The organism is Reella acinonychis, assembly GCF_052828705.1.
The window spans coordinates 100,510-125,822 of record NZ_CM128256.1 but is presented as its reverse complement, the minus strand read 5'-3'; the positions used below and the strand labels follow the sequence as shown (position 1 = coordinate 125,822).

Annotated in this window: 32 protein-coding genes and 1 riboswitch; of the genes, 23 read left to right on the top strand and 9 right to left on the bottom strand. The window is 39.3% G+C overall.

Going from position 1 to position 25,313, the window contains the following annotated elements:
* Window positions 1-2 precede the first annotated feature (2 nt).
* The 12 genes from rplF to rplQ all read left to right on the top strand — a co-directional run bounded on the left by rplF (window position 3) and on the right by rplQ (window position 6,524).
* Window positions 3-536: a 50S ribosomal protein L6 gene (gene rplF / locus ACUXZ4_RS00660; RefSeq protein ID WP_464973154.1), complete on the top strand. Its 534-nt coding sequence runs from the start codon at window positions 3-5 to the stop codon at window positions 534-536.
* 13 nt (window positions 537-549) lie between these two features.
* A complete protein-coding gene (rplR, locus tag ACUXZ4_RS00655; RefSeq protein ID WP_115636635.1) occupies window positions 550-903 on the top strand; it encodes a 50S ribosomal protein L18 in 354 nt (117 codons plus the stop codon).
* 14 nt (window positions 904-917) lie between these two features.
* The gene (rpsE, locus tag ACUXZ4_RS00650) at window positions 918-1,418 is read left to right on the top strand and encodes a 30S ribosomal protein S5 (protein ID WP_464973153.1); all 501 of its coding nucleotides are present in this window, start codon (window positions 918-920) and stop codon (window positions 1,416-1,418) included.
* Between the two features lie 6 nt (window positions 1,419-1,424).
* Window positions 1,425-1,604 carry a 50S ribosomal protein L30 gene (gene rpmD, locus ACUXZ4_RS00645; RefSeq protein WP_103854522.1) on the top strand — a complete coding sequence of 60 codons (180 nt, stop codon included), beginning with the start codon at window positions 1,425-1,427 and terminating at the stop codon, window positions 1,602-1,604.
* Window positions 1,605-1,608: 4 nt separating this feature from the next.
* Window positions 1,609-2,043 carry a 50S ribosomal protein L15 gene (gene rplO, locus ACUXZ4_RS00640; RefSeq protein WP_464973152.1) on the top strand — a complete coding sequence of 145 codons (435 nt, stop codon included), beginning with the start codon at window positions 1,609-1,611 and terminating at the stop codon, window positions 2,041-2,043.
* A 7-nt stretch (window positions 2,044-2,050) separates the two neighbouring features.
* Window positions 2,051-3,376, top strand: a complete 1,326-nt coding sequence (gene secY / locus ACUXZ4_RS00635; RefSeq protein ID WP_464973151.1) for a preprotein translocase subunit SecY — start codon at window positions 2,051-2,053, stop codon at window positions 3,374-3,376.
* Window positions 3,377-3,407: 31 nt separating this feature from the next.
* Window positions 3,408-3,521, top strand: a complete 114-nt coding sequence (rpmJ, locus tag ACUXZ4_RS00630) for a 50S ribosomal protein L36 (RefSeq protein WP_011201185.1) — start codon at window positions 3,408-3,410, stop codon at window positions 3,519-3,521.
* 140 nt (window positions 3,522-3,661) lie between these two features.
* A complete protein-coding gene (gene rpsM / locus ACUXZ4_RS00625; protein ID WP_464973150.1) occupies window positions 3,662-4,018 on the top strand; it encodes a 30S ribosomal protein S13 in 357 nt (118 codons plus the stop codon).
* A gap of 17 nt (window positions 4,019-4,035) precedes the next feature.
* Complete coding sequence (gene rpsK / locus ACUXZ4_RS00620) at window positions 4,036-4,425, top strand: 30S ribosomal protein S11 (RefSeq protein ID WP_077415376.1); 390 nt, start codon at window positions 4,036-4,038, stop codon at window positions 4,423-4,425.
* Window positions 4,426-4,454: 29 nt separating this feature from the next.
* Complete coding sequence (gene rpsD / locus ACUXZ4_RS00615; protein ID WP_464973149.1) at window positions 4,455-5,075, top strand: 30S ribosomal protein S4; 621 nt, start codon at window positions 4,455-4,457, stop codon at window positions 5,073-5,075.
* A gap of 32 nt (window positions 5,076-5,107) precedes the next feature.
* Window positions 5,108-6,097 carry a DNA-directed RNA polymerase subunit alpha gene (locus ACUXZ4_RS00610; RefSeq protein ID WP_464973148.1) on the top strand — a complete coding sequence of 330 codons (990 nt, stop codon included), beginning with the start codon at window positions 5,108-5,110 and terminating at the stop codon, window positions 6,095-6,097.
* A gap of 40 nt (window positions 6,098-6,137) precedes the next feature.
* On the top strand, window positions 6,138-6,524 hold the full coding sequence (gene rplQ / locus ACUXZ4_RS00605) for a 50S ribosomal protein L17 (protein WP_464973147.1): 387 nt from the start codon (window positions 6,138-6,140) through the stop codon (window positions 6,522-6,524).
* 49 nt (window positions 6,525-6,573) lie between these two features.
* Here rplQ and ACUXZ4_RS00600 read toward each other — a convergent pair whose 3' ends face one another.
* Together ACUXZ4_RS00600 and nadR are read right to left on the bottom strand one after the other, a co-directional pair.
* Complete coding sequence (locus tag ACUXZ4_RS00600; RefSeq protein ID WP_464973146.1) at window positions 6,574-7,263, bottom strand: metallophosphoesterase family protein; 690 nt, start codon at window positions 7,261-7,263, stop codon at window positions 6,574-6,576.
* A gap of 3 nt (window positions 7,264-7,266) precedes the next feature.
* Window positions 7,267-8,553 (bottom strand): multifunctional transcriptional regulator/nicotinamide-nucleotide adenylyltransferase/ribosylnicotinamide kinase NadR, encoded by a 1,287-nt coding sequence (gene nadR, locus ACUXZ4_RS00595; RefSeq protein ID WP_464973145.1) that lies wholly within the window; start codon window positions 8,551-8,553, stop codon window positions 7,267-7,269.
* Window positions 8,554-8,709: 156 nt separating this feature from the next.
* Window positions 8,710-8,836, top strand: a riboswitch (FMN riboswitch).
* A gap of 81 nt (window positions 8,837-8,917) precedes the next feature.
* Here nadR and ribB point away from each other — a divergent pair.
* The 9 genes from ribB (at window position 8,918) to rsmB (ending at window position 16,073) form a co-directional block, all read left to right on the top strand.
* A complete protein-coding gene (gene ribB, locus ACUXZ4_RS00590; RefSeq protein WP_464973144.1) occupies window positions 8,918-9,562 on the top strand; it encodes a 3,4-dihydroxy-2-butanone-4-phosphate synthase in 645 nt (214 codons plus the stop codon).
* Window positions 9,563-9,667: 105 nt separating this feature from the next.
* On the top strand, window positions 9,668-10,219 hold the full coding sequence (gene tsaC, locus ACUXZ4_RS00585; protein WP_464973143.1) for an L-threonylcarbamoyladenylate synthase type 1 TsaC: 552 nt from the start codon (window positions 9,668-9,670) through the stop codon (window positions 10,217-10,219).
* Between the two features lie 3 nt (window positions 10,220-10,222).
* Window positions 10,223-11,035 (top strand): shikimate dehydrogenase, encoded by an 813-nt coding sequence (aroE, locus tag ACUXZ4_RS00580; RefSeq protein WP_464973142.1) that lies wholly within the window; start codon window positions 10,223-10,225, stop codon window positions 11,033-11,035.
* The gene (locus ACUXZ4_RS00575; protein ID WP_464973141.1) at window positions 11,032-11,757 is read left to right on the top strand and encodes an MgtC/SapB family protein; all 726 of its coding nucleotides are present in this window, start codon (window positions 11,032-11,034) and stop codon (window positions 11,755-11,757) included. The genes aroE and ACUXZ4_RS00575 overlap by 4 nt, the downstream gene beginning before the upstream one ends.
* 76 nt (window positions 11,758-11,833) lie before the next feature.
* Window positions 11,834-12,580: an MlaA family lipoprotein gene (locus tag ACUXZ4_RS00570; RefSeq protein ID WP_464973140.1), complete on the top strand. Its 747-nt coding sequence runs from the start codon at window positions 11,834-11,836 to the stop codon at window positions 12,578-12,580.
* 11 nt (window positions 12,581-12,591) lie between these two features.
* Entirely contained in the window at window positions 12,592-13,086 is a 495-nt protein-coding gene (locus ACUXZ4_RS00565) for a YfbU family protein (protein WP_464973139.1), read from the top strand.
* 110 nt (window positions 13,087-13,196) lie between these two features.
* Window positions 13,197-13,709 (top strand): peptide deformylase, encoded by a 513-nt coding sequence (def, locus tag ACUXZ4_RS00560; RefSeq protein ID WP_464973138.1) that lies wholly within the window; start codon window positions 13,197-13,199, stop codon window positions 13,707-13,709.
* Window positions 13,710-13,761: 52 nt separating this feature from the next.
* On the top strand, window positions 13,762-14,712 hold the full coding sequence (fmt, locus tag ACUXZ4_RS00555) for a methionyl-tRNA formyltransferase (RefSeq protein WP_464973961.1): 951 nt from the start codon (window positions 13,762-13,764) through the stop codon (window positions 14,710-14,712).
* Window positions 14,709-16,073, top strand: a complete 1,365-nt coding sequence (gene rsmB / locus ACUXZ4_RS00550) for a 16S rRNA (cytosine(967)-C(5))-methyltransferase RsmB (protein WP_464973137.1) — start codon at window positions 14,709-14,711, stop codon at window positions 16,071-16,073. Before fmt ends, rsmB begins: the two co-directional genes overlap by 4 nt.
* 60 nt (window positions 16,074-16,133) lie before the next feature.
* Here rsmB and mscL read toward each other — a convergent pair whose 3' ends face one another.
* The 5 genes from mscL to nudE form a co-directional block, all read right to left on the bottom strand.
* On the bottom strand, window positions 16,134-16,520 hold the full coding sequence (gene mscL, locus ACUXZ4_RS00545) for a large-conductance mechanosensitive channel protein MscL (RefSeq protein WP_464973136.1): 387 nt from the start codon (window positions 16,518-16,520) through the stop codon (window positions 16,134-16,136).
* A gap of 83 nt (window positions 16,521-16,603) precedes the next feature.
* Complete coding sequence (trkA, locus tag ACUXZ4_RS00540; RefSeq protein WP_464973135.1) at window positions 16,604-17,980, bottom strand: Trk system potassium transporter TrkA; 1,377 nt, start codon at window positions 17,978-17,980, stop codon at window positions 16,604-16,606.
* Window positions 17,981-17,988: 8 nt separating this feature from the next.
* Window positions 17,989-18,792: a glycosyltransferase family 2 protein gene (locus tag ACUXZ4_RS00535; RefSeq protein WP_464973134.1), complete on the bottom strand. Its 804-nt coding sequence runs from the start codon at window positions 18,790-18,792 to the stop codon at window positions 17,989-17,991.
* Between the two features lie 48 nt (window positions 18,793-18,840).
* Window positions 18,841-20,847 (bottom strand): OPT family oligopeptide transporter, encoded by a 2,007-nt coding sequence (locus ACUXZ4_RS00530; RefSeq protein ID WP_464973133.1) that lies wholly within the window; start codon window positions 20,845-20,847, stop codon window positions 18,841-18,843.
* Window positions 20,848-20,964: 117 nt separating this feature from the next.
* Window positions 20,965-21,510, bottom strand: a complete 546-nt coding sequence (gene nudE / locus ACUXZ4_RS00525) for an ADP compounds hydrolase NudE (RefSeq protein WP_464973132.1) — start codon at window positions 21,508-21,510, stop codon at window positions 20,965-20,967.
* A 73-nt stretch (window positions 21,511-21,583) separates the two neighbouring features.
* On the opposite strand from nudE, the gene hslR reads away from it, so the two are divergent.
* Window positions 21,584-22,003 (top strand): ribosome-associated heat shock protein Hsp15, encoded by a 420-nt coding sequence (gene hslR / locus ACUXZ4_RS00520; RefSeq protein WP_464973131.1) that lies wholly within the window; start codon window positions 21,584-21,586, stop codon window positions 22,001-22,003.
* 102 nt (window positions 22,004-22,105) lie between these two features.
* Window positions 22,106-22,975 carry an Hsp33 family molecular chaperone HslO gene (hslO, locus tag ACUXZ4_RS00515; RefSeq protein ID WP_464973130.1) on the top strand — a complete coding sequence of 290 codons (870 nt, stop codon included), beginning with the start codon at window positions 22,106-22,108 and terminating at the stop codon, window positions 22,973-22,975.
* A 41-nt stretch (window positions 22,976-23,016) separates the two neighbouring features.
* Here the strand turns inward: hslO and ACUXZ4_RS00510 are convergent, their stop codons facing one another.
* The gene (locus tag ACUXZ4_RS00510) at window positions 23,017-24,540 is read right to left on the bottom strand and encodes a YifB family Mg chelatase-like AAA ATPase (RefSeq protein WP_464973129.1); all 1,524 of its coding nucleotides are present in this window, start codon (window positions 24,538-24,540) and stop codon (window positions 23,017-23,019) included.
* A 95-nt stretch (window positions 24,541-24,635) separates the two neighbouring features.
* Complete coding sequence (gene yihA, locus ACUXZ4_RS00505) at window positions 24,636-25,250, bottom strand: ribosome biogenesis GTP-binding protein YihA/YsxC (RefSeq protein WP_464973128.1); 615 nt, start codon at window positions 25,248-25,250, stop codon at window positions 24,636-24,638.
* Window positions 25,251-25,313: the final 63 nt, after the last annotated feature.

Here is a 25,313-nt window from a genome sequence, read left to right as displayed (position 1 = left end):
AAATGTCTCGTGTTGCAAAAGCACCTGTTAATATTCCTGCCGGTGTCGAGGTTAAACTTGACGGTCAGTTATTAACAGTTAAAGGTAAGAATGGTGAGTTATCTCGTACCATTCATAACGCAGTTGAAGTTAAACAAGATAATGGTGCATTAACTTTTGCTCCTCGTGAAGGTATTGTAGGTGCAGATGCACAAGCAGGTACTGCACGTGCATTAGTAAATGCAATGGTTATCGGTGTTACTGAAGGCTTCACAAAGAAATTACAACTAGTCGGTGTTGGTTATCGTGCCCAAATGAAAGGTAACACAGTTGCTTTAAGTTTAGGTTTCTCTCACCCGATTGAACATGTATTGCCTGCAGGCGTAACTGGCGAATGCCCTTCTCAAACAGAAATTGTTCTGAAAAGTGCAGATAAACAGTTAATCGGTCAAGTAGCAGCAGACATTCGTGCATATCGTCGTCCAGAGCCTTATAAAGGTAAAGGTGTTCGTTATGCAGATGAAGTTGTACGCACTAAAGAAGCGAAGAAAAAATAATTAAGGTAACACTATGGATAAGAAATCAGCTCGTATCCGTCGTGCAGCTCGTGCTCGTCATATGATGAGAGAGCAGGGTGTAACTCGTTTAGTAGTTCACCGCACTCCGCGTCATATTTACGCACAAGTGATTGCACCGAACGGTTCAGAAGTGCTTGCCGCTGCTTCTACAGTAGAAAAAGCAATTAGTGAGCAAGTTAAGTACACCGGAAATAAAGATGCTGCTGCAGTAGTAGGTAAAGTTGTTGCTGAGCGTGCATTAGCGAAAGGCGTTAAAGACGTAGCTTTCGATCGTTCTGGTTTTAAATATCATGGTCGTGTCCAATCTTTAGCGGACGCTGCTCGTGAAGCTGGTCTACAGTTCTAATAGAGGAAATTGAGATGTCAAACATCGAGAAACAAGCTGGTGAACTGCAAGAGAAGCTAATCGCGGTAAACCGTGTATCAAAAACTGTAAAAGGTGGTCGTATTATGAGTTTCACTGCATTAACTGTAGTGGGCGATGGTAACGGTCGCGTTGGTTTTGGTTATGGTAAAGCTCGCGAGGTTCCGGCAGCAATCCAAAAAGCAATGGAAAAAGCACGTCGTAATATGATTAACGTAGCTTTAAATGAAGGTACATTACAACACCCAGTTAAAGGTACTCATACTGGTTCTCGCGTATTTATGCAACCAGCTAGCGAAGGTACAGGTATCATCGCAGGCGGTGCAATGCGTGCAGTATTAGAAGTTGCAGGTGTTCGTAACGTTCTTTCTAAAGCGTACGGTTCAACAAACCCAATTAACGTTGTTCGTGCAACTATTGATGCATTAGCAAATATGAAATCGCCAGAAATGGTTGCTGCTAAACGTGGCAAAACTGTTGATGAAATTTTGGGGTAATTGATCATGGCTAAAACTATTAAAGTAACACAAGTTCGTAGCTCAATTGCTCGTTTACCGAAGCATAAAGCTACTTTACGTGGTCTAGGTCTTCGCCGTATGCATCATACCGTTGAGTTAATCGATACTCCAGCAGTGCGCGGTATGATTAACCAAGTTTCATACATGGTTAAAGTGGAGGAGTAAGAGAATGCGTTTAAATACTCTATCTCCGGCTGAAGGTGCAAAACACAGTGCTAAGCGCCTAGGTCGTGGTATTGGTTCAGGTTTAGGCAAAACTGGTGGTCGTGGTCATAAAGGTCAAAAATCTCGTACTGGTGGCGGTGTTCGTCGTGGTTTCGAGGGTGGTCAAATGCCTTTATACCGTCGTTTACCAAAATTTGGTTTTACGTCAATGAAAGCTGCAGTAACAGCAGAAATTCGTTTAACTGATTTAGCTAAAGTTGAAGGTAATGTTGTCACTTTAGATACATTAAAAGCAGCGAACGTTATTACTAAAGAAATTCAATTTGCTAAAGTTATTTTAGCTGGCGAAGTGAAATCAGCAGTAACAGTTCGTGGTTTACGTGTAACTAAAGGTGCTAAAGCAGCGATTGAAGCTGCTGGTGGCTCAATTGAGGAATAATTAACAAATGGCTAAGCAACCAGGTTATCAAGCAAGAAGCACACAAAACGGTAAAGGTGAACTTAAAAGTAGATTACTTTTTGTATTAGGTGCACTCATCGTTTTTCGTATTGGTTCTTTCATTCCGGTTCCTGGTATTGATGCAGCCGTATTAGCTCAATTAATGGATCAACAAAAAGGCACCATCATTGAAATGTTTAATATGTTCTCTGGTGGTGCATTAAGTCGTGCGTCAATTTTTGCTTTAGGTATTATGCCTTATATTTCGGCATCTATTATCATTCAATTATTGACAACGGTTTATCCTGCTTTAAATGAATTAAAGAAAGAAGGGGAAGCTGGTCGTCGTAAAATTAGCAAGTACACGCGTTATTCCACGCTAGGTCTTGCAACATTACAAGCGATCGGTATTTCTACAAGTTTGCCAAATATGTTGCCAGGTCTTGTTCCAAATATTGGATTTGGCTTTTATTTCACCGCAGTTGTAAGCCTTGTTACAGGTACAATGTTCTTAATGTGGTTAGGAGAACAAATTACAGAGCGTGGAATTGGTAATGGTATTTCATTAATTATTTTCGCAGGTATTGTGGCAGGTCTTCCTGCTGCGATTGGTTCGACTATTGAGCAGGCTCGTCAAGGGCAAATGCATCTGTTAGTTCTCTTATTGATCGCCGTAGTTGTTTTTGCAGTAACTTATTTTGTTGTTTTCGTTGAAAGAGGACAGCGTCAAGTTAAAGTTGAATATGCTAAGCGTCAGCAAGGTCGCCAAATTTTAGGTGGGGGTACATCTCATTTGCCATTAAAAGTAAATATGGCAGGCGTTATCCCAGCAATTTTTGCTTCAAGTATTATTTTATTCCCAGCAACAATTGCATCTTGGTTTGGTGAAGGGTCAAGTCTTGAGTGGTTAACGAATTTATCGTTGATGTTACAACCTGGACAGCCAATTTACTTGATTGTTTATGCTGCAGCTATTATGTTCTTTAGCTTCTTTTATGCTGCGATGCAATTTAATCCTCGTGATACAGCCGATAATTTGAAAAAATCTGGAGCATTCATACCCGGAATTAGACCAGGTGAACAAACATCACGTTATATTGATAAAATTATGACCCGTTTAACATTAATTGGTGGTCTATATATTACGTTTGTTTGTTTAGTTCCTTACATTATGACATCAGCTTGGAATGTACAATTCTATTTTGGCGGTACATCCTTGTTAATCGTTGTAGTGGTAATTATGGATTTCATCGCTCAGATTCAGAGTCATTTAATGTCTACTAAATATGAATCTGCGTTGAAAAAAGCAAACCTTAGAGGTTTTGGACAATAATATTGTCTATTTAAAGTAAAAGGGATAAGCAATGAAAGTTCGTGCTTCCGTAAAGAAAATTTGTCGTAACTGTAAAATTGTTAAACGTGAAGGTGTTGTTCGTGTATTATGTAGCGACCCTAAACATAAACAACGTCAAGGTTAATTGATAATTTTTCTTGCAAAGAACCAGTTGAGCAGTTATACTGCTCAGCTCATTTATGTCCTTGGCACTTTGTTTGAGTATCCTGAAAACGGGCTTTTCAAGATCAAGGTGTCAAATTAGTTAAAAAATAGGAGTGCATAGTGGCCCGTATTGCAGGCATTAACATTCCTGATCATAAACACACTGTAATCGCTTTAACAGCAATTTACGGTATCGGTAAAACCAGAGCACAAGAAATCTGTGCAGCAACAGGTATTGCCGAAAGCGTTAAGATCAGCGAATTGTCTGAAGAGCAGATTGATAAACTGCGTGACGAAGTTGGTAAATTTACCGTTGAAGGTGACTTACGTCGTGAAGTAACACTTAACATCAAACGTCTATTAGACTTAGGTTGTTATCGTGGTTTACGCCATCGTCGTAGCTTACCGGTACGTGGTCAACGTACTAAAACTAACGCGCGTACCCGTAAGGGTCCACGTAAGCCGATCAAAAAATAATCGGAGTAAGGTAAAAAATGGCTAAAACACCAGTTCGTACACGTAAACGTGTAAAAAAACAAGTTGTAGATGGCGTAGCGCATATTCACGCATCTTTCAATAATACAATCGTGACTATTACTGACCGTCAAGGTAACGCTCTAGCATGGGCTACTGCTGGTGGTTCAGGTTTCCGTGGTTCTCGTAAATCAACTCCGTTTGCTGCACAAGTTGCTGCAGAACGTTGTGCTGAAATCGTAAAAGAATTCGGCTTAAAGAACTTGGAAGTTATGGTTAAAGGACCGGGTCCTGGTCGTGAATCAACAATTCGTGCATTAAATGCAGCGGGTTTCCGTATCACGAACATTACTGATGTGACTCCGATTCCACATAACGGTTGTCGTCCACCGAAAAAACGTCGTGTTTAATCTGACGTTAGGATAATTGGAGAAAGAAAATGGCAAGATATTTGGGTCCAAAACTCAAGCTAAGCCGTCGTGAAGGCACTGACTTATTCCTTAAGTCAGGTGTGCGTGCTATCGATTCTAAATGTAAAATTGATACAGCACCTGGTCAACACGGTGCTCGCAAACCACGTTTATCTGACTATGGTAGTCAGTTACGTGAAAAACAAAAAGTTCGCCGTATCTACGGTATCTTAGAACGTCAATTCCGTAATTATTATAAAGAAGCGAACCGCTTGAAAGGTAACACTGGTGAAAATTTATTAGTGTTATTAGAAGGTCGCTTGGATAACGTTGTTTATCGTATGGGATTTGCTGCAACTCGTGCAGAAGCTCGCCAATTAGTGAGCCACAAGGCGATTGTTGTAAATGGTCGTGTTGTAAATATCCCATCTTTCCAAGTTTCTGTTGATGATGTGATTGCAGTGCGTGAAAAATCTAAAAAACAAGCTCGCATCAAAGCATCATTAGAATTAGCAGAGCAAAGAGAAAAACCAACTTGGTTAGAAGTTGATGCTGCTAAAATGGAAGGTGTGTTCAAACGTGTTCCTGAACGTTCTGATTTATCAGCAGACATTAACGAACATCTGATCGTTGAGCTTTACTCTAAATAATAGTTAAAGCTTAGAAGCAAAGAGAGGATAAAATGCAGGGTTCTGTTACAGAATTTTTAAAGCCACACTTAGTTGATATTGAGCAAATTAGCCCAACTCACGCTAAAGTGATCTTAGAACCGTTAGAGCGTGGTTTCGGTCATACTCTAGGTAATGCATTACGTCGAATTCTTCTATCTTCAATGCCAGGTTGTGCTGTGACTGAAGTAGAAATCGAAGGCGTATTGCACGAGTATAGTAGTAAAGAAGGTGTTCAGGAAGACATTCTTGAAGTTCTTTTAAACTTAAAAGGCCTAGCGGTTAAAGTTCAGAATAAAGATGATGTTTTTCTGACACTAAACAAATCTGGAATTGGCCCTGTTGTTGCTGCTGACATTACTCATGATGGTGATGTTGAAATTGTAAATCCTGAGCATGTTATTTGTCACTTAACAGATGAAAACGCATCAATTAATATGCGTATTCGTGTTCAACGTGGTAGAGGTTATGTACCTGCTTCGGCTCGTGCACATGTTCAAGATGAAGATCGTCCGATTGGTCGTCTATTAGTAGATGCTTGTTATAGCCCTGTAGACCGTATTGCTTACAATGTTGAAGCAGCACGTGTTGAACAACGCACTGACTTAGATAAGTTAGTTATTGAGCTAGAAACAAATGGCACTATTGATCCGGAAGAAGCAATCCGTCGTGCAGCAACAATTTTAGCAGAGCAGCTTGATGCATTCGTTGATTTGCGAGATGTTCGTCAGCCTGAAGTCAAGGAAGAAAAACCGGAATTTGATCCGATTTTACTACGTCCTGTTGATGACTTAGAGTTGACAGTTCGTTCTGCTAACTGTTTGAAAGCAGAAACAATTCATTATATCGGTGATTTGGTTCAGCGTACTGAAGTTGAATTATTAAAAACACCTAATCTTGGTAAGAAATCACTTACTGAAATTAAGGATGTGTTAGCTTCACGCGGCCTATCATTAGGTATGCGCCTTGAAAATTGGCCTCCAGCAAGTATTGCTGAAGATTAATAGGCCATTAGGTTAAGATTTTTCTGAGAAGGATAAGGTCATGCGCCATCGTAAGAGTGGTCGTCAACTAAACCGTAATAGCAGCCATCGCCAAGCGATGTTCCGTAATATGGCAAGTTCTTTAGTTAATCACGAGATTATCAAAACAACTTTGCCTAAAGCTAAAGAATTACGTCGTGTAGTTGAACGGTTAATTACATTAGCAAAAGTTGATAGCGTTGCAAATCGCCGCTTAGCTTTCGCTCGTACACGCAACATTGAAACAGTTGCAAAATTATTTAATGAATTAGGTCCACGTTTTGCTAATCGTGCAGGTGGTTACACCCGTATTTTAAAATGTGGTTTCCGCGCAGGTGATAATGCACCAATGGCATACATTGAGTTAGTTGATCGCCCTGAAGCAACAGAGGTTGCTGCAGCGGAATAATTTAAGATCTAATAAAAAAGCTCGCTAATTTAGCGAGCTTTTCTTTTATCTATAAATCCCTATCATCAATATTTTTTAATAAGTAATTACCTTGAATATCACATAGGCTACGGAACCCAACATTAATCGTTTGATATGGGTTTTGTTTTTTTAAGGTAGCATAATCAAAGTTCTCATGGTGATGACCATGATAGAGCTGTCTTACTGACATTTTTTCTGCTAATTGATTAAGTATCGTAAAACCAGATGGATGTGGTTTTGGGGCCTCATGGCAAATAAGAATATCTGCTTGCTGACAAGATAACTCCTCTATATCTGATGGGAAAATAGATGTTCTATGTCTTAATGGCAAGCCAGAACGCCACAATTTTTCTGGTGGACAATATTGGCAATAATGGATGGGATCGAAAAATAACGGTTTTTTCGGAGGCATCCAAATCTGTCCTCGGAAGACACCGCCTAGTCCTGCAATGCGTTTCCCTTCAATTTCTACCACTCGTCCATGTAAGTTTCTTTCTTTCCATTGAGTTCCCCAAATCGCATCAAATGCATGAGGCGTTTTACTATCATGGTTGCCATGTATAAACCAAATTTCACAATGTTTAGCTAGCTCTTCAAGAGGCGATGGATCTACTAGCTGTAAGTCGCCTAGAATAATTAGGTTGACTTTATCTTCTCGTTCGATAAAGGGATATAAATGTGAGTAACTACCATGAGGATCGCCAGCAAATAAAATCATTGATTATTTAGCCTCATTATCAAATAGTGCACCATCATGAGTTAAATTCGAAATTTCTTCTTCATTTAATATTTTTTCTACAATGGCTTTTGCTTGTTCATAGCGTTCATCGTAACTCGGCGATTCAATTTCAATGTAAGGCACATGGTATTTATCTAATAATTTTTTAAGTAATTGTTGGAATCGTTGACGCTGTTTATGATCCCCTAGACTGCGTAAGCCATCATCCACCCATTTCGTATTGTTATTTAATAAAATCGTCACATCAAATGGATATTCTTTGATCATTGAATCCAAGAACGGATGGGCTTTCCCTTCATATTGAATACAAAAGGCTTGAGTAGTAATGAAGTCCGTATCAATAAACGCCACTTTATGTGCGTGTCTTAGTGCATAATCAATATAATGTTGATGGCCTAGCGCCATTTGTGGATAGTCAGAATATTGCATTGCCTGTTCATCGCCACCTAGTTTCTCAAAAACAAATTCACGACCATATTCCCAAGCAGAAGTGGTATTGAATACGGCAGCGAGTTTGTTTACTAGCACCGTTTTACCACTACTTTCACCGCCTAAAATTGCAATGGTTTTAGCAAAGAATGGACGGACTTCTTTTGGAATAAATTTCCAATAATGGAATGGATTGTTGCGAATTTTTGTGGCTGATACATTAAAGAATTCACGTTTGGGATCCACTAACACAACATCAAGTTGAAGATATTGTTCATAAGGTGCTTTGTCTTGAATTTCACTGCTGAAAACGACCGTTGGATTCACATTTTTTTCTTTAAATAATGTTTTTACTGCCTCAGACCAGCTTGCCCAGCCGTTAGGATAGCTTGGAATACCGTCTTCGACTAAATGATGAATAAATATTTGATTTTTATGATATTTAAAAATTTGTTGCATCCAACGTAGACGATCTTGCACCGTTGGCATTTTTTTCATTTTGCTATCATAAAAAAGTTTGAGATCTCGTTCTGTGTCACTACAAACGATGACGTGCAATTCATCTACTTTACTAAAAGCTTCAAAGATCATATTAATATGACCAGTATGCACAGGATAAAATTTACCAAAAATCACGCCGACTTGCTTATTATCGTGCGTATCCGTAATTTGTAATGCATTATGTAATGCGCGTAGTTTTACTGCACTTGGATTTTTGATTTTACCGCTCACTAATTGGTTGAAATAAGCTCGGGTAATATTTGCACTTTCGCACACTTCATTTACTTTTAATTTCAACTGCTTACGTTTCTGTTGTAAGTAAGAAAATTCACTGGTCATATAAAATTACCTCAAAATACACCGCGCTTTTATGTGGCATAAATGGAAAGTGCGGTGCGAATTCGCCTTGTTTTGTCTATTGTATGTAATCTGGCACAGAAAGAAAAACCTTTTTTCACTGCATAGCAATTCAATATGACAAGTGCTATACTAAGAGCACATTCTCAGGGCAGGGTGAAATTCCCTACTGGCGGTAAAGCCCGCGAGCGTTCATGTAAATGAAGTCAGCAGATTTGGTGAAATTCCAAAGCCAACAGTATAGTCTGGATGGAAGAGAATAAGCAGGTTCAATGGAACTTGTTTTTGTCATTTCTAACGCCCTGATTCTGGTATCTTATTGTTTCAAATCGATTAGGAATTTACTATGAATCAGTCATTATTATCTCCCTTTGGCACGCCAGAACAGCGTGTTGTGAAAGCGATTGAAGCTTTCAAACAAGGCAAAGGCGTACTTGTTTTAGACGATGAAAATCGTGAAAATGAAGGCGACCTTATTTTCCCTGCTCAAACCATTACCGCACAACAAATGGCAAGCTTAATTCGCTATGGTAGCGGTATTGTTTGCTTGTGTTTAAGTGAAAGCTTATGTGATCAACTTGATTTACCGCCGATGGTTGAAAATAACAATAGCGTCAACAAAACAGCTTTTACAGTGACTATTGAAGCGGCAGAAGGCGTGAGTACTGGGGTTTCTGCAGCAGATCGTGTAACGACTATTAAGGCTGCTGTGGCAGATGGTGCGAAGCCTTCAGATTTACATCGTCCTGGGCATATTTTCCCATTACGTGCAGTGAATGGTGGTGTATTAAAACGTCAGGGGCATACTGAAGCTTCTGTGGATTTAGCACGTCTTGCGGGCTACAAAGAAGCTGGTGTGATTTGTGAAATTACCAATGATGATGGCACCATGGCCCGAGCACCTGAATTAGTGGAATTTGCGAAAAAATTTGATTATGTCATTTTAACGATTGAAGATTTAATTGAATATCGTCTTAAACACAATTGTTAATGAGAACACTTTTTTGTGATAGATCCTTTCCATTTGGGAAGGATTTATCATTTTATCCCTCAAATTATGCTATAATTTGTCCTTTTAATTTTCTTGAAATAGAACGTGGATATTTTAACGCTAAGCCAACAATTAAAAGCCAATCAAGTAGTTGCCTATCCGACAGAAGCGGTTTTCGGATTGGGTTGTAATCCTTTTAGTCAAAGTGCGGTGGAAAAATTATTAGTTTTGAAGCAACGCCCTATTGAAAAAGGACTGATCCTTGTATCGCCTGATGTGCGTTTTTTTCTCCCTTTTATTGATGAAACTCGTATTAACGCAGCACAATGGCAATGTTTAACGCAAACCTACGATCATCCAATTACCTGGGTTGTGCCAGCAAAAGAAAATGTGCCAACGTTTTTAACAGGTGATTTTGATAGCATTGCGGTGCGTATTTGTCGTCATCCCGCTGTAGCTCAATTATGTGAAGCTTGTGAATTTGCACTTACATCCACTAGTGCGAACCTATCAGGATTGTCTCCTTGTCGTACAGCTGAAGAGGTGAGAGTTCAATTTGGTGCCGATTTTCCAGTGTTGGATATGCCTGTTGGTGATGCAAAAAATCCATCAGAAATTCGAGATTTGTTAACTAATCAATTATTTAGGCAAGGATAAGCTATGGATAAATACGCAGTTTGGGGAAATCCAATTGCACAAAGTAAATCGCCTCAAATTCATCGTTTGTTTGCTCAGCAAACGCAGCAATCCATGGAATATGTGGCTATGTTGGGCGATTTGACGCAGTTTGAACAACAGTTGAGCCAATTTTTTGCGCAGGGTGCGAAAGGTTGTAATATTACAGCCCCTTTTAAAGAAAGAGCATTTGCGCTAGCTGATGAACATAGTGAGCAAGCGCTTATGGCAGAAGCTTGCAACACCTTAAAACGATTAGATAACGGTAAACTCTATGCAGATAATACCGATGGCGTAGGCTTGGTTACCGATTTAACGAGATTAGGTTGGTTGAAACCTAATAATAAAATCTTAATTTTAGGCGCGGGTGGTGCGACAAAAGGTGTTTTACTGCCTTTATTACAAGCGCAGCAAAACATCCTCATTTCTAACCGCACTTTAGCCAAGGCACAAGGGTTAGCAGATAAATTCGCGGCTTATGGCAATATTCAAGCTGTCGAATTAAGCCAAATTCCAATGCAGCATTTTGATCTCGTGATCAACGCTACTTCATTAGGTTTACAAGGCGCAACTGTCGATATTCAACCTGAACTGTTGCGTCATGCGGGCGCGGTTTATGATATGCAATACGCCAAAGATACCGATACGCCTTTTATTGCTTGGGCGAAATCTTTAGGGGTAAAAACAATGAGTGATGGTTTTGGTATGCTCGTGGGGCAAGCGGCTCATTCCTTTAAATTATGGCGTGGTGTGATGCCAGAAGTGGATTATTTAATAAAAAGTGCGGTAATAAAATGATAAATTTTCAAACATTAGTTGATTCGGCAATTCATTCTTCTCATTTTCTTATTCTTGCGAAGATCTGCGTTGCTATGTGCCTTGGTGGCATTATTGGTTTAGAACGGGAGCTAAAGCGTAAACCTGTTGGGGTAAAAACCTGCGTTATTATTGCGATTACCACCTGTATTCTTACCATTGTATCTATTCAATCAGCAGAATATTATGCAGAAGTGTCGGAGAATATTCGTACGGACCCAATGCGTTTAGCTGCACAGGTTATCAGCGGTATTGGTTTCTTGGGCGCTGGTGTGATTCTACGTAAAAGTAATGATGCTATTTCTGGTTTAACAACTGCGGCAATTATTTGGTCTGCCGCAGGGATTGGTATTGCTTCTGGCGCAGGTTTCTTCTTTGATGCCATTATTGCGACTATGATGATCTTTGTAGCGATCCGTTTGAGCCCGATTGTGCAACGCTATGTTCAGCGTCGTCGCCCAAAAGAAAATATCAAAGCAACGATGAATATTCATTTGAATGATGTGCAAGGCATTAGTCAAGTACAGACGTTATTTGAACAATTTGATAGTGATATTTTAAATACCAATATTAAAGATTTGTCACAAGGCGAAATCAAGCTTATTTTGCGGGTGGAGTTAGCGAATCAAGATGTGTTGCAGCAGCTCTATACGCATATTAGAGCGTTGCCAGAAGTTTTAGCAGTGGATTTAGAAAGTAAATAAAGTGCGGTGATTTCTTTTGTAGATTTTGCGTAACTCATTTACAATGTCGATATCTTGAACTCAATCAGGAAATATTATGAAAAAAATTCTTTTTAGCACCGCACTTTTAAGTACCGTTGTGCTTACAGGTTGCAGTAGCACACTTGACCCAGTAACTGGGGAACGAAATGATCCCTTACAAAGTTTCAACCGTACCATGTGGGATTTCAACTACAAAGTGTTAGACCCTTATGTGTTAAAACCATTAGCAAAAGGCTGGGATGCTTTACCAACGCCATTAACTAAAGGTTTATCAAATGTGGCGAATAACTTAGATGAGCCAGTCAGTATGATTAACCGCTTACTAGAGGGCGAGGGTAAAAAAGCGATGACGCATTTTAATCGCTTCTTTATTAACTCGACCTTTGGTTTAGGCGGATTAATTGATTTAGCAAGCCATAGCGAACCGCTTAAAGTGGATTATCCACGTACATTTGGTGAAACCTTGGGGAGTTATGGCGTAGATCCAGGTGCTTATATCGTATTGCCGGTTTATAATGCCACCACACCAAGAGAAATCACAGGGGCGGTTGTTGACACTGCTTACACCTATCCATTCTGGAATTGGGTGGGTGGCCCTTGGTCTTTAGTGAAAATGGGCGTACAAAAAGTGGATCAGCGTGCGAAAGCAATGGATAAGGAAGCTTTTTTGGAGCAATCACATGATCCATATATTACGTTCCGCGAAGCCTATTACCAGCATCTTGAATTCCGTACCAAAGATGGTAATGTGCAGCCGAAAGAAACTGGACTTTCAGCAGATGATTTAAAAAGTATTGATTAAGGGATAATATTATGGAAATGACATCAACTCAGCGTTTGATTTTAACAAACCAATATAAATTAATGGGGTTATTAGACCCTGCGAATGCGGCAACATACGCGCGTTTGGAAGCCATTGTCAAAGGTGGATTTGCACTTGAATTAAGAGAACTGGATCGTGAATTTACTGATATCAAAGTGGAAGAATGTCAAACGATCTTAGATACGTTAGAAATGTATAAAGCTCTTCATGTTTCATACAATAATTTAGCGGATAAATCAGGCGTAACTCCACATCGTTTACAATTTGTTGGCTATTGTGCGGTGCGTGAGAAGAAATATTTAAGCTATCTGCGTTTTATTACGGGCGTAGAGGGCAAATATCAAGAATTTATGAAATGCGAACATGGCTGTGATTCGCAAACACCAATGTGGGATAAATACAGTAAAATGCTTGATGTTTGGCGTGCTTGCCCACATGGTTATCATTTAAGTATGCAAGAGATCTTGAACATCTTAAACGCATAATAAAACCTTATAAAAATCAACCGCACTTTTAAAGTGCGGTTTGTTTTTCGCCTATTCTAACGGAAATCTGTTACACTATGGCACCTGATTAATTTAATGAAATGAGCACTATGAGTTTATTAAATGTTTTAATTTATCCTGACGAGCAATTGCGTACCATTGCTCAACCTGTTACTGAATTTAACCCAGAATTACAAGATTTTATTGATAATATGTTTGAAACCATGTACGAAAATGAAGGCATTGGTTTAGCCGCCACTCAAGTGAATGTACACAAACGTGTTATTACCATGGATATTGAAGGTAACAAAGAAAATCAAATCGTATTGATTAACCCTGAAATTATTGAAAGTTCAGGTGAAACAGGGATTGAAGAGGGTTGTTTGTCTGTGCCTGGTTTTCGTGGTTTAGTGCCACGTAAAGAAAAAGTAACGGTAAAAGCACTTAATCGTCAGGGCGAAGAATTTACTTTATCAGCAGATGGTTTATTGGCAATTTGTATTCAACATGAAATTGATCACTTGAACGGTGTGATGTTTGTTGATTATTTATCGCCATTAAAACGCAACCGTATTAAAGAGAAATTAGTGAAATTACAAAAACAAATTGCGCGCAGCAAATAAGTTGAGAACAGCTTTCTCTTTTTCTATTTATGATTATCCGTAGCACTTTATGATGAAAAAACTCAATATTATTTTTGCGGGAACGCCTGATTTCGCCGCTCAACATTTACAAGCATTATTGAATTCACAACACAATGTTATTGCTGTTTATACCCAGCCTGATAAGCCTGCTGGTCGTGGAAAAAAATTACAAGCCAGTCCAGTAAAACAATTGGCAGAGCAGCATAATATTCCTGTTTATCAACCTAAATCCTTACGTAAACCTGAAGCTCAGCAAGAATTAGCAGCATTGCAAGCGGATGTTATGGTTGTGGTGGCTTATGGTTTAATTTTGCCTCAAGCGGTATTAGATGCACCTCGTTTAGGCTGTTTAAATGTGCATGGCTCAATTTTACCACGTTGGCGTGGGGCAGCACCGATTCAACGTGCAATTTGGGCAGGCGATAAACAAACTGGCGTGACCATTATGCAAATGAATGCAGGGTTGGATACGGGCGATATGTTGCATAAAGTCTATTGTGATATTGAAGAGAAAGAAACGTCTGCAACGCTATATCATAAGCTTGCGCAGCTTGCACCACCGGCCTTGATTGAGGTGTTGGATCATTTGGATGAAGGCCGTTTTATCCCTGAAGCGCAAGAGGATAGTCAAAGTAATTACGCAGATAAACTAAGTAAAGAAGAAGCACTATTGGATTGGAATTTGTCCGCAGTTCAATTGGAACGTAATATTCGTGCTTTTAATCCTGCGCCTATTGCATTTTTGACCTTGTGTGTTGATGGTAACGAAGAACGAGTTAAAGTGTACCAAGCAGATGTATTGCCTCATCAAAATAAACTGCAAGGGACAATTTTAGCTTGTGATAAAACAGGATTAAAAATTGCTACAGCGGATGGCGTGCTGAATATTACACAATTACAACCTGCAGGCAAGAAGCCAATGTCTATTCAAGATTTCCTTAATGGACGTGCAGATTGGTTTATGGTAGGAACCCAGCTATGAGAACGGAAAAAACAGCACAAAAAAAGACCGCACTTAAGCATAAGTCTGAATCCGTACGCGTTGTAGCTGCACAAGTTATTTTACAGGTGTTAGATCAGGGAAAATCGCTATCCAGTTTAATCCCTGAATTTCAGTCTCAAGTCAAAGCACAGGACCTTCCCTTATTACAAGAAATCTGTTTTGGTGTGTGCCGCGTATTACCAAGGCTTGAATGGATTATTCGTTTGTTAGTTGATAAACCTTTAAAAGGCAAAACACGAATTGTGCATTGCTTATTATTGGTGGGGTTGTATCAACTTCTTTATACGCGCGTACCTGAACATGCTGCCATTAATGAAGCAGTGAATGCGACAAAATCCCTGAAAGTCGAGCAATTTCGGGGCTTAGTCAATGGTGTATTACGTCGCTTTTTACGTGAGCAAGCAGAAATATTGGCAGTGGTGGATAAACATTGGCAAACCTATCATCCTGAATGGCTTGTGAATAAATTGAAAAAAGCCTATCCCAATTGGCGTGAGGTCATTGAAGCGAATAATCAGAAACCACCAATGTGGTTGCGTGTGAATGTTCGTCATTCCAGCAAAGATGATTACCAACAATTATTAGCACAGCAAGAATTAGTGTCTCATTCAACAGAACATCCTCAAGCATTGCGCTTAGCAGCGGCAACAGCGGTGCAAAATTTACCTTATTTTGCGCAAGGTTGGAGTTCGGTGCAAGATATCAGTGCACAATGGGCAGCGTTACTACTAGAAGCAAAAAATGGTGAATTAATCCTCGATGCTTGTGCGGCACCAGGGGGAAAAACCACGCATATTTTAGAACTTGCACCGCAAGCTAAAGTGGTTGCGCTAGACATTGAAGAGGGGAGATTAAAGCGCGTCAGTGAAAATCTTGCTCGGTTACAGCAGAAAGCAACGGTTATTTGTGGTGACGCTTCTCAACCGCAACAATGGCTTCCTCAAGCTGCGGAAGCTATTGTGGGCAAAAAAAGTGCGGTGCAATTTGACAGAATTTTATTAGATGCACCTTGTTCAGCAACAGGCGTGATTCGCCGTCATCCTGATATTAAATGGTTGCGTCAAGAAAGTGATATTCAGCCTTTAGTGAAATTACAGCGAGAAATTCTTGATGCCCTTTGGGCAACATTAAAGCCGAATGGTATTTTGGTTTATGCGACTTGTTCATTGTTACCTGAAGAAAATTGCGAGCAAATCCGCCAATTCTTAGCCGATACACCAAATGCACAATTAGAAAGATTATCTTTTGCGCAGGATGAAAGTGCAGTGGGTTTTCAATTTATTCCACAAACAGAAGGTGGTGATGGTTTTTACTACGCCAAATTAAAGAAATTGGCTTAATACCGATAATAAAAAACGCCATGTGGAATACATGGCGTTTTTTTATGTAATTGAATGGGATTATTTTTTCAATAAATCACGAATTTCAGATAATAATTCTTCTGAAGTTGGACCTTTTGGTGCTTCTTCAACTGGTTTTTTCATTTTGTTAATGCCTTTTACCATTAAGAAAATAGCAAATGCAATAATGATGAAGTCAAAAATATTTTGAATAAATACACCGTAGTTTAAGGTTACTGCAGGTGTTTCACCTACTTTTTCTGCTAGAACGATTTTTAAATCTTTAAAGTCAACGCCGCCAGTTAAAATACCTAATACAGGCATAACTACATCAGCAACGAGTGAACTAACGATTTTACCAAATGCACCACCGATGATCACACCGACTGCCATATCAACAACATTGCCGCGCATTGCAAATTCGCGAAATTCTTTCATAAAGCTCATAATTTTTTCCTTTTATATAAATGGAAGTTAGGGAGTGCGTATTATATAAATTTTGTTCAATTTGTATAGCTTTTTTATTCCTTTTAGATAAAAAAGACGTTTGGTTGAAACAATTTCTCTATTTCAGGGACGTATTTTTTATCGGCTAAGTAAATAATGACATGATCTTCTTCTTGTAGTACCACATCTTTTTTAGCAATGAGCACCTCATTATCACGTAAAATAGCACCAATTAATGCTGTATTTGGCAATTTTAATTCGCTTACTTTGCGTCCAATAACATTTGAATTAGTTGGATCTCCATGTAAAACGATTTCTAAAGCTTCCGCTATACCATGACGTAGTGAGGCCACATTGGTGATATCGCCTTTACGAACATGGCTTAATAATGCAGAAATCGTGGCCTGTTGTGGTGAAATAGCAATATCAATAGATCCACCTTGCAATAGATTAATGTATGCCATACGTTGAATCAACACCATCACTTTTTTTGCACCAGATCGTTTTGCTAACATCGCTGACATAATGTTGGCTTCATCATCACTTGTTAAAGAAATAAACAAATCAATACTTTCAATTTGCTCTTCAAATAAGAAGTTTTGATCTGAAGCATCAGCATTAAATACCAAGGTTTTTGATAGTTTTTCTGCTAATTTGGTAGCGCGCGATGCATCTCGTTCGACTAATTTAATGGTGCAACTATTTTCTAAATAGCGGGCAACATTTGCACCAATATTACCACCACCAACAATCATAATGCGTTTATAAGGACGTTCTAAACGTTGTAGCTCTGACATGACTGCACGAATATGCTCAGTTGCACAGATAAATGTGACTTCATCTCCCGCTTCAATAATGGTAGAAGCTTGTGGGCGAATGGTTTTATCTTGGCGTAAAATCGATACAATACGACAATCAATATGGGGTAAATGTTCTCGTAAGGCTGAAATCGCATAGCCAACTAAAGGCCCACCATAATAGGCTTTGCATACAGCAATACTAATTTTTTCATCAGCAAAATGAGCGATTTGCAAGGCACCTGGATAGTTAATTAAGCGTACGATATCATCTGTAACCAGATTCTCTGGAGAAATAATATGATCAACAGGAATGACGTCAGGTTGAAATAATTTCTCTTTTTCGCGGATGTATTCACTATTACGAATTCGTGCAATTTTAGTTGGAGTATGGAATAGCGTATAGGCAATTTGACTGGCAACCATGTTGACTTCATCGGAACTGGTTACAGCCACTAATAAATCAGCGTCCATCAAGCCTGCTTCACGTAAAACAAATGGGGAAGAGGCGGAGCCTGTGACTACGCGTAAGTCATGCTTATCTTGAAGATTTTCTAAACGTGCTTCTTGATTATCAACAAGCGTAATATCATTATCTTCACTGACCAAATTTTCTGCCAGGGTTCTACCAACCTGACCCGCACCAAGAATCACTATTTTCACGTAATGTCCTATTCTCTTTCCAATATTAACGGATGAATACCAATATTAACCGAATTTAGACCGCACTTTAAGCGTTCTATTTGCTGACAAATATTTTCTGTTATCGCATTTGCCTGTGCAACATCGGTTTCTGTAATTTGTTCAACATGTTGTTGAAATAAAATCGCATTTAATAAACGCTCGGCGTGCATACCTGATCGACAATAATGCAATACACCTGGTTCTTCTTTTAAGGTGACTACCATGCCTATTTTCGTTGTGGCAATGCCGAGAGCACCGTCTTCACCACCAAAACGTCTAAATAATTCATTTTGTGGAAATCCACCACAAGCGAGGAAAAAGGAACGACGAAAAACCATATTGCCTGCAACGGTCATTAATACGTGTTGCCAAGCGAATTCAATATTTTCGTGTTCGGCAAAGTGCGGTGCTAAATCAACAGGTTTTAAGGCTAAACGAATGAGGGATACTTCAGGTTTAAAATGAAAAATCGCACTGGCAGAGGTTAATGCATCCGCTTCATAGGCATCATCCGCGTCTAAAAAAGCGATAAATTCTGCACTGCTTTGTAATGCCCCCCAATTGCGTGCTTTTGCAGGTCCTCCATTACGTGGCATTGCTTCAAATTTGATTTTATCGGGATATTGCTTTGCCAGTTCAGCGGCTAATTGTGCCGTATTGTCTGTGGAACAATCATCAACGAGCCATAGGCATCCTAAGTGCGGTTGATTTAGTACCGATGTTACCGCACGAATGAGGGTATTTTCTGCATTGTAGCAAGGAATAATTACATCTATTTTGGCGAAGTTCATTATTTAAACCTAAGAAAAAACGCTCTCAACTGAGAGCGTTTTATTATATTACTTTTTCGCTTTTAATACACGTAATGCAAAAATCGTTATACCAGCTGCGAATATCATCAAGCCAAGAACTTCTGCTGTACTTCCCCAGTTTTCTAAATTCAATGCAAGAGGTGCATCTGAACCACCTGAAGTCACAGAGCCGGCGATAATAAAGGCGAGTAATACGCCGATTAAGCTTTCACCCACGATTAAACCCGCAGCGAATAAAGTACCAAAGCGTTCTGCTTTTTTCTTCACTTCTGCAAGATCTTTACCTGTACGTTTTGCAAAGCTTTCTAAATGACGGTTGATTAACCACGCTAAGAATGCACCAACAATGATAGGCGCATTGATTGATGGTGGTAAGTAGATACCCATACCAACAGCTAATGCAGGTAAAGCAAAACGGTTGTTGGATGATTTTTTCAATAAAGTATCAATCACAATTAATACTGCACCAAATCCGATACCTGCAAAAATATAGCTCCATTCAAGATTGTGCGAGAAGATACCATTAGCGATGGTCATCATTAATGTCGCTTGAGGTGCAGATAATGCTTGTGCAGGATCCATTGTTTCACGTGGCATTGCACCAGCAAAACCATAAGCGTGATAAAGGATTTCAAGCACTGGTGCGATAACTAAAGCACCCACGATAACACCGATAATTAACGCAAATTGTTGGCGCCAAGGTGTTGCTTCAACTAATTGACCAGTTTTTAAGTCTTGTAAGTTATCGTTAGAAATCGCTGCGATACATACCACAATTGAGCCTGTGAATAAGGTAAGTGCGGTTAAGAATTTTTGACCTTCAGCAGTATCTAATAAACCTGTTGCAGAACCGATTAACATTAATACTAATGAGGTGGTTACCACAGAGATGATACCGATACCTGAAATTGGGCTTGAAGATGAACCTACTAAACCCGCCATGTATCCGCAAGCTGCTGCAACGAAGAAACCGATAACAAAGGCTAATAAAGTACAAACAACGATTAAAATAATTGCAGTGCTTGGCTCAATGCCGACAGGCTCTAGGAAGCTGTAAAGCGCTAAAACAATTAAAGCAACACTCACAAGTGTTGTGTAAATCATTGTTTTTGGTGATAAATCTTGTGAAGTGCGGTCATTATTTTGTGCGTTTGGATCTTTGAATGCGCGGATAGATTGTGACATACCCTCCATCATTGGTTTCATGAGCATTAATAATGTCCAAATTGCCGCAATACCGATAGTACCTACACCAATAAAGCGTACTTTGCTTTTCCAAATACTCATCGCATAACCGATCATATCAGCGCCTTCAGGCATTGGTGCGCTTGCAGTGAAATAAGGTACTGCAACACCCCAAGCGGCAAAAATACCTAATAAGATAGCGATACCGCCCACAATACCCACTAAGTAACCTGCGCCAAGTAAGGCTAATGAAAAGCCCATTGGTACTTGGAAAATCGCATTACCACCTTTAAACCAAAGGCTAGCGCCATCAGCAACAACACGTAAACCGTTTGTGACAAAGCCGACAACTGCAGCAACGATACCACCAGTTGCAATTTCTTTAATACCACTTTCATTTGAGTTGTCATGGCCTGCTTTTAAGATTTCCGCAGCCGCAACGCCTTCAGGGTAAGGTAAATCGCTTTTTACCACCATCGCATTACGCAATGGAACAGTGAAGATAACCCCAAGGATACCCCCCGAAATACAGATTAATAATGTTTGCCAGAATGGGAAACCTTGCCAGTATCCCATCATAAGCATCGCTGGGATCACGAAAATCACAGAAGAAAGCGTACCCGCAGAAGATGCTTGGGTTTGCACCATGTTGTTCTCAAGAATATTTGAGCCATGGAAGAATTTGAGTACTGCCATTGAAATAACGGCAGCAGGGATTGAAGATGCGAAAGTAAGACCTACTTTTAATCCCAAATAAACGTTGGAAGCGGTAAAGATTACCGTAATCAACGCCCCTAATAACATTCCTCGGAATGTTAATTCTTTTAATGATTGTTGATGTGTTGACATTAATAATTCCTTAAGTTTAAAAAAACGTTCGCATATTACCTTGATTAGAGGCTCAGGGAAAGTAGTTATTTATATATTTATGCAAATTTTATTGAAATTTATGCAAACGCAATCGATTTAGCTCGATTTTTTTAAATAATCACGCAATGCATAGAGTGCAACAAGATTACGTGCTTCATAAAAATTCTCATCATTTAATAAATGCTCTAAGTTAGCGAGAGGCATTCTTAAAATTTCCAAAGGTTCAGGTTCATCACCTTCTAATTGAGAGGGATAAAAATCCTGTGCAATTAAAATATGCATAGGACTATTCATATAAGTAAGATTGGAATTAATGGTGCGTAAATGTACAAACTCTTTCGCACCGATGCCCAATTCTTCTTGCATTTCTCGATTGGCACTTTGTTCTGGCGTTTCACCAAATTCCATCAAGCCTTTACAGAAACCCAGTTCATATTTTTCTGTGCCTACTGCATATTCTTTGACCATAATTAATTCATCATTTTCGATAGGAAGCACCATAACTGCAGCCCGACTTGCCGGTTTTAGTCGCTCATAGGTGCGTAAATTGCCATTGGAAAATTTAAGGTCTATGGATTGGATTTTAAAAATCTTAGATTGTGCTTTAGTAGAAATATTTAGAATTTCAGGGAGTTGCTTCATAACATCATCTCTTATTTTACAAAATTTAGGAATAACGATACCATAAACCAAAATAGCTGTTAAAGGATAATTTATGGCGAAACAAGCGCAAAATAAGCAAGAGGAAAAGGACGATGGTGTACGTTTGGACAAGTGGCTTTGGGCTGCTCGCTTTTATAAAACCCGTACCATTGCAAAAGAAATGATTGATGGTGGTAAAGTGCATTATAATGGGCAACGTACCAAGCCAAATAAAAGCGTAGAAGTGGGTGCAAAAATTCGTTTACGTCAAGGAAATGAAGAAAAAGAAGTCAAAGTCACCGCACTTTCAGACCAGCGAAGAGGTGCACCGCAAGCGCAATTATTGTATGAAGAAACGGCGGAAAGTATTGTACAACGTGAAAAAATGACCTTGGCGCGTAAAATGAATGCGATGCCACATCCTGATCGTCGACCAAATAAGAAAGAGCGTCGGGATTTAATTCGTTTTAAACAACAAGATGAAGGCTTGTAAAAGCAGGAAATAGCCCCATATAGCAAGCAATGTTCTCAAAGTGCGGTGTAATTTTAAGACGTTTTAGGTAGTTATAACGCACAGAAAAATCTAAGGAAATCTATGAATTATCAACAAGACAACGACAAATTATATCGTTATTTATTCCAAAATCGTGCTGTTCGTGGCGAATGGGTGCGTGTCAATAAAACTTTTGTAGATACACTAAACACACATCATTATCCAAAAGAAGTGCAAAATTTATTGGGTGAAATGATGGTGGCAACTAGTTTGCTCACAGCGACTTTAAAATTTGACGGTGATATTACGGTGCAAATTCAAGGTGATGGCCCGTTAAAATTGGCATTGGTTAATGGTTCTTATCAACAAAAAATGCGTGCTTTAGCACGTTTGCAAGATGATATTCCTGCACAAGCCAGTTTGCATGAAATGGTAGGGAAAGGTGTGTTAGTCATTACTATCACACCAACTGAAGGTGAACGTTATCAGGGCGTCATTGCATTAGATAAACCAACCATTACCGAATGTTTAGAAGATTATTTTGTGCGTTCTGAGCAATTACAAACGCAATTAATTATTCGTAGTGGTGAATTTAATGGTGAAGCGGTAGCGGCAGGCATGTTGCTACAAATTATGCCAGATGGTCAAGGTTCAGCAGAAGATTTTGAACATTTAGCCACGCTGACAGCCACAGTAAAAGACGACGAATTATTTGGTTTAAGCGCGGAAGAATTGTTGTATCGCCTTTACCATGAAGAAACGGTGGAAATTTACGAGCCACAGAATGTGCAATTCTTCTGTGGTTGTTCTGCAGATCGTTCTGGTGCAGCGTTATTATTGGTGCCTGAGCAGGAAATTGATGAAATTCTTGAAGAACATAATGGCAGCATTGATATGCAATGCGAATGTTGTGGTACACATTATTTCTTTAATAAACAAGCGATTGAAAAATTAAAAGAAAAATCGGCTTAATCATTTTATAGTTCATTTATAGCCGCTCAAAAGCGGCTTTTTTATCCCTGTAATTTCAGTAATAAGCGATCCATGGTGCGATAGCTTAAGGCTTCTGCTAAATGGGTTTGATTAATTTGTTCTGTTTCTGCTAAGTCAGCAATAGTACGAGCAACTTTTAAAATACGATGATAAGCTCGTACGGATAAACCCAGTTTGGTTAAGGCATTTTCTAAAAATTCGGCGTCTTTATTTTTTATCACACAGAATTTTTCAATTTCTTTTGCAGTTAAATGTGCATTGACTTTACCTTGGCGATGAAATTGTATTTCTCGAATCTTTAATATTTTTGACCGCACTTTTTCACTGCTCTCTCCACGATCAGAATTGGATTGCAAAGTACCTTTAGGTAATAAAGGTACCTCAATGGATAAATCAAAACGATCTAAAAAAGGACCAGATAACCGATTAAGATAACGCATAATTTGTTGTGGTGATGTGCGATTATGCGTGCCCTGATAATGTCCTGTTGGGCTTGGGTTCATGGCGGCGATTAATTGGAATTTGGCAGGAAAACAGATTTTTGCATTGGCTCTGGAAATAATGATTTCGCCACTTTCTAAAGGTTGGCGCAACGCATCCAAGACTTTTCGGTCAAATTCAGGTAGCTCATCTAAGAAAAGTACGCCGTTATGGGCTAATGAAATTTCACCTGGTTTTGGGATCGTACCACCACCCACTAATGCTGGCAAAGAAGCACTGTGGTGTGGAGATCTGAAAGGTCGGCGTTTCCAATTTGAAAAATTCAGTTCATTTTGGATCAAACTTGTTATTGAAGCGGTTTCAATGGCTTCTTGGTCTGTCATTTCTGGCAATAAATCAGTAAGCCGACTTGCAAGCATAGTTTTGCCTGTACCGGGTGGACCCAAAAGTAACAAATTGTGTTGTCCTGCTGCAGCAATGGTTAACGCGCGCTTTGCATGATGTTGCCCAATGATATCCGTTAAATCTCGCGAAACTTGCTGATTTTTCACCGCACTTTGTGGCGGAATTTCACTGGCTACGGGGAGGGTAAGTTGATTATTCAGAAATTGTACCGTTTCTAATAAAGTTGTTGCATAAAAGCTATCAAAATCAGAAATCAATGCGGCTTCATGCGCATTTTGCGCAGCAATTATCATATGTCGTTTAGCCTGTTGTGCAGCTAAAATCGCGGGGATGACACCAGGAACTGCTCGTAAATTTCCCGTCAATGCCAGCTCGCCCAAAAATTCAAAACGGCGTAATTGTTCTGCCTCAATTTGTCCTGATGCAGCTAATATGCCCAAAGCAATTGGCAAATCAAAACGTCCCCCTTCTTTTGGCAGATCGGCAGGTGCTAAATTAACAGTAATTCGCTTTGGTGGGTATTTAAATTGAGCGTTAATAAGTGCACTACGTACTCTATCCTGAGCTTCTTTTACCGTTTTCTCAGGTAATCCCACCAAGGTAAATCCGGGTTTCCCATTGCTAATATGGACTTCAATTGTAACCAAAGGCGCTTGTACACCAATGGAAGCTCGGCTATAAACAACAGCTAATGACATAAAAATTCCTCTTATCATAGATAAGAGGAACTATAAATGCAAAGCCAATGTGTTCACGAAAAGTGCGGTATAAATTTGGAATGAAAATCACAAAATTAGGCAGTTTGTGAGCTAAACCAACTATCTAATTTAGCGGCTAAACGATCTACCCCGACTTTATTCAATGCAGAAAACGGTTCGACTTGGATATCACCTTGGAAAGGTAAAATCGCTTCGCGTACCATTTTTACCGTTTTACTTCTTGCACTCTGGCTGAGTTTATCCGCTTTGGTTAATAGCAATAAAATAGGGAGATTTGAAGCAACGGCCCATTCAATCATCTGTTGATCTAAATCTTTTAATGGATGACGAATATCCATTAATATCACAACGCCTTGTAAACATTGACGTTTTTGTAAGTATTCACCAAGTGATTTCTGCCATTGTAACTTCATTTGTTCTGGTACAGCAGCATAACCATAGCCAGGCAAGTCCACTAATTTGAATTGGGGTTCTATCTCAAATAAATTAATCAATTGTGTTCGACCTGGTGTTTTTGAAGTGCGCGCCAAGTTTTTTTGATTCGTTAATGTGTTAAGTGCGGTGGATTTTCCCGCATTTGAGCGCCCAGCAAATGCAATCTCAATTCCTGTATCTTCAGGAAGTTGGTTTATATTTGCTGCACTAGTGAGAAAATGGGTTTTATGGTAGTTAAGTTTTATTTCTGACATAAAATTTCCTTTGTTATTTCGCATAAGGATACCCGATAAATGTGCGGAGGACGATAAAAAATA

Bases quoted from the DNA above. Each gene is read 5' to 3' on its own strand.
- rpsD (WP_464973149.1), top strand. From the start codon at position 4,455: ATGGCAAGATATTTGGGTCCAAAACTCAAGCTAAGCCGTCGTGAAGGC.
- fmt (WP_464973961.1), top strand. From the start codon at position 13,762: ATGAAAAAACTCAATATTATTTTTGCGGGAACGCCTGATTTCGCCGCT.
- rsmB (WP_464973137.1), top strand. From the start codon at position 14,709: ATGAGAACGGAAAAAACAGCACAAAAAAAGACCGCACTTAAGCATAAG.
- nadR (WP_464973145.1), bottom strand. From the start codon at position 8,553: ATGACCAGTGAATTTTCTTACTTACAACAGAAACGTAAGCAGTTGAAA.
- rpmD (WP_103854522.1), top strand. From the start codon at position 1,425: ATGGCTAAAACTATTAAAGTAACACAAGTTCGTAGCTCAATTGCTCGT.
- yihA (WP_464973128.1), bottom strand. From the start codon at position 25,250: ATGTCAGAAATAAAACTTAACTACCATAAAACCCATTTTCTCACTAGT.
- ACUXZ4_RS00575 (WP_464973141.1), top strand. From the start codon at position 11,032: ATGATAAATTTTCAAACATTAGTTGATTCGGCAATTCATTCTTCTCAT.
- ACUXZ4_RS00570 (WP_464973140.1), top strand. From the start codon at position 11,834: ATGAAAAAAATTCTTTTTAGCACCGCACTTTTAAGTACCGTTGTGCTT.
- rpsE (WP_464973153.1), top strand. From the start codon at position 918: ATGTCAAACATCGAGAAACAAGCTGGTGAACTGCAAGAGAAGCTAATC.
- hslO (WP_464973130.1), top strand. From the start codon at position 22,106: ATGAATTATCAACAAGACAACGACAAATTATATCGTTATTTATTCCAA.
- hslR (WP_464973131.1), top strand. From the start codon at position 21,584: ATGGCGAAACAAGCGCAAAATAAGCAAGAGGAAAAGGACGATGGTGTA.
- ACUXZ4_RS00610 (WP_464973148.1), top strand. From the start codon at position 5,108: ATGCAGGGTTCTGTTACAGAATTTTTAAAGCCACACTTAGTTGATATT.
- ACUXZ4_RS00600 (WP_464973146.1), bottom strand. From the start codon at position 7,263: ATGATTTTATTTGCTGGCGATCCTCATGGTAGTTACTCACATTTATAT.
- ACUXZ4_RS00535 (WP_464973134.1), bottom strand. From the start codon at position 18,792: ATGAACTTCGCCAAAATAGATGTAATTATTCCTTGCTACAATGCAGAA.
- def (WP_464973138.1), top strand. From the start codon at position 13,197: ATGAGTTTATTAAATGTTTTAATTTATCCTGACGAGCAATTGCGTACC.
- rplQ (WP_464973147.1), top strand. From the start codon at position 6,138: ATGCGCCATCGTAAGAGTGGTCGTCAACTAAACCGTAATAGCAGCCAT.
- rplR (WP_115636635.1), top strand. From the start codon at position 550: ATGGATAAGAAATCAGCTCGTATCCGTCGTGCAGCTCGTGCTCGTCAT.
- ribB (WP_464973144.1), top strand. From the start codon at position 8,918: ATGAATCAGTCATTATTATCTCCCTTTGGCACGCCAGAACAGCGTGTT.
- nudE (WP_464973132.1), bottom strand. From the start codon at position 21,510: ATGAAGCAACTCCCTGAAATTCTAAATATTTCTACTAAAGCACAATCT.
- ACUXZ4_RS00510 (WP_464973129.1), bottom strand. From the start codon at position 24,540: ATGTCATTAGCTGTTGTTTATAGCCGAGCTTCCATTGGTGTACAAGCG.
- secY (WP_464973151.1), top strand. From the start codon at position 2,051: ATGGCTAAGCAACCAGGTTATCAAGCAAGAAGCACACAAAACGGTAAA.
- rpmJ (WP_011201185.1), top strand. From the start codon at position 3,408: ATGAAAGTTCGTGCTTCCGTAAAGAAAATTTGTCGTAACTGTAAAATT.
- ACUXZ4_RS00565 (WP_464973139.1), top strand. From the start codon at position 12,592: ATGGAAATGACATCAACTCAGCGTTTGATTTTAACAAACCAATATAAA.
- aroE (WP_464973142.1), top strand. From the start codon at position 10,223: ATGGATAAATACGCAGTTTGGGGAAATCCAATTGCACAAAGTAAATCG.
- ACUXZ4_RS00530 (WP_464973133.1), bottom strand. From the start codon at position 20,847: ATGTCAACACATCAACAATCATTAAAAGAATTAACATTCCGAGGAATG.
- rplO (WP_464973152.1), top strand. From the start codon at position 1,609: ATGCGTTTAAATACTCTATCTCCGGCTGAAGGTGCAAAACACAGTGCT.
- mscL (WP_464973136.1), bottom strand. From the start codon at position 16,520: ATGAGCTTTATGAAAGAATTTCGCGAATTTGCAATGCGCGGCAATGTT.
- rpsK (WP_077415376.1), top strand. From the start codon at position 4,036: ATGGCTAAAACACCAGTTCGTACACGTAAACGTGTAAAAAAACAAGTT.
- rplF (WP_464973154.1), top strand. From the start codon at position 3: ATGTCTCGTGTTGCAAAAGCACCTGTTAATATTCCTGCCGGTGTCGAG.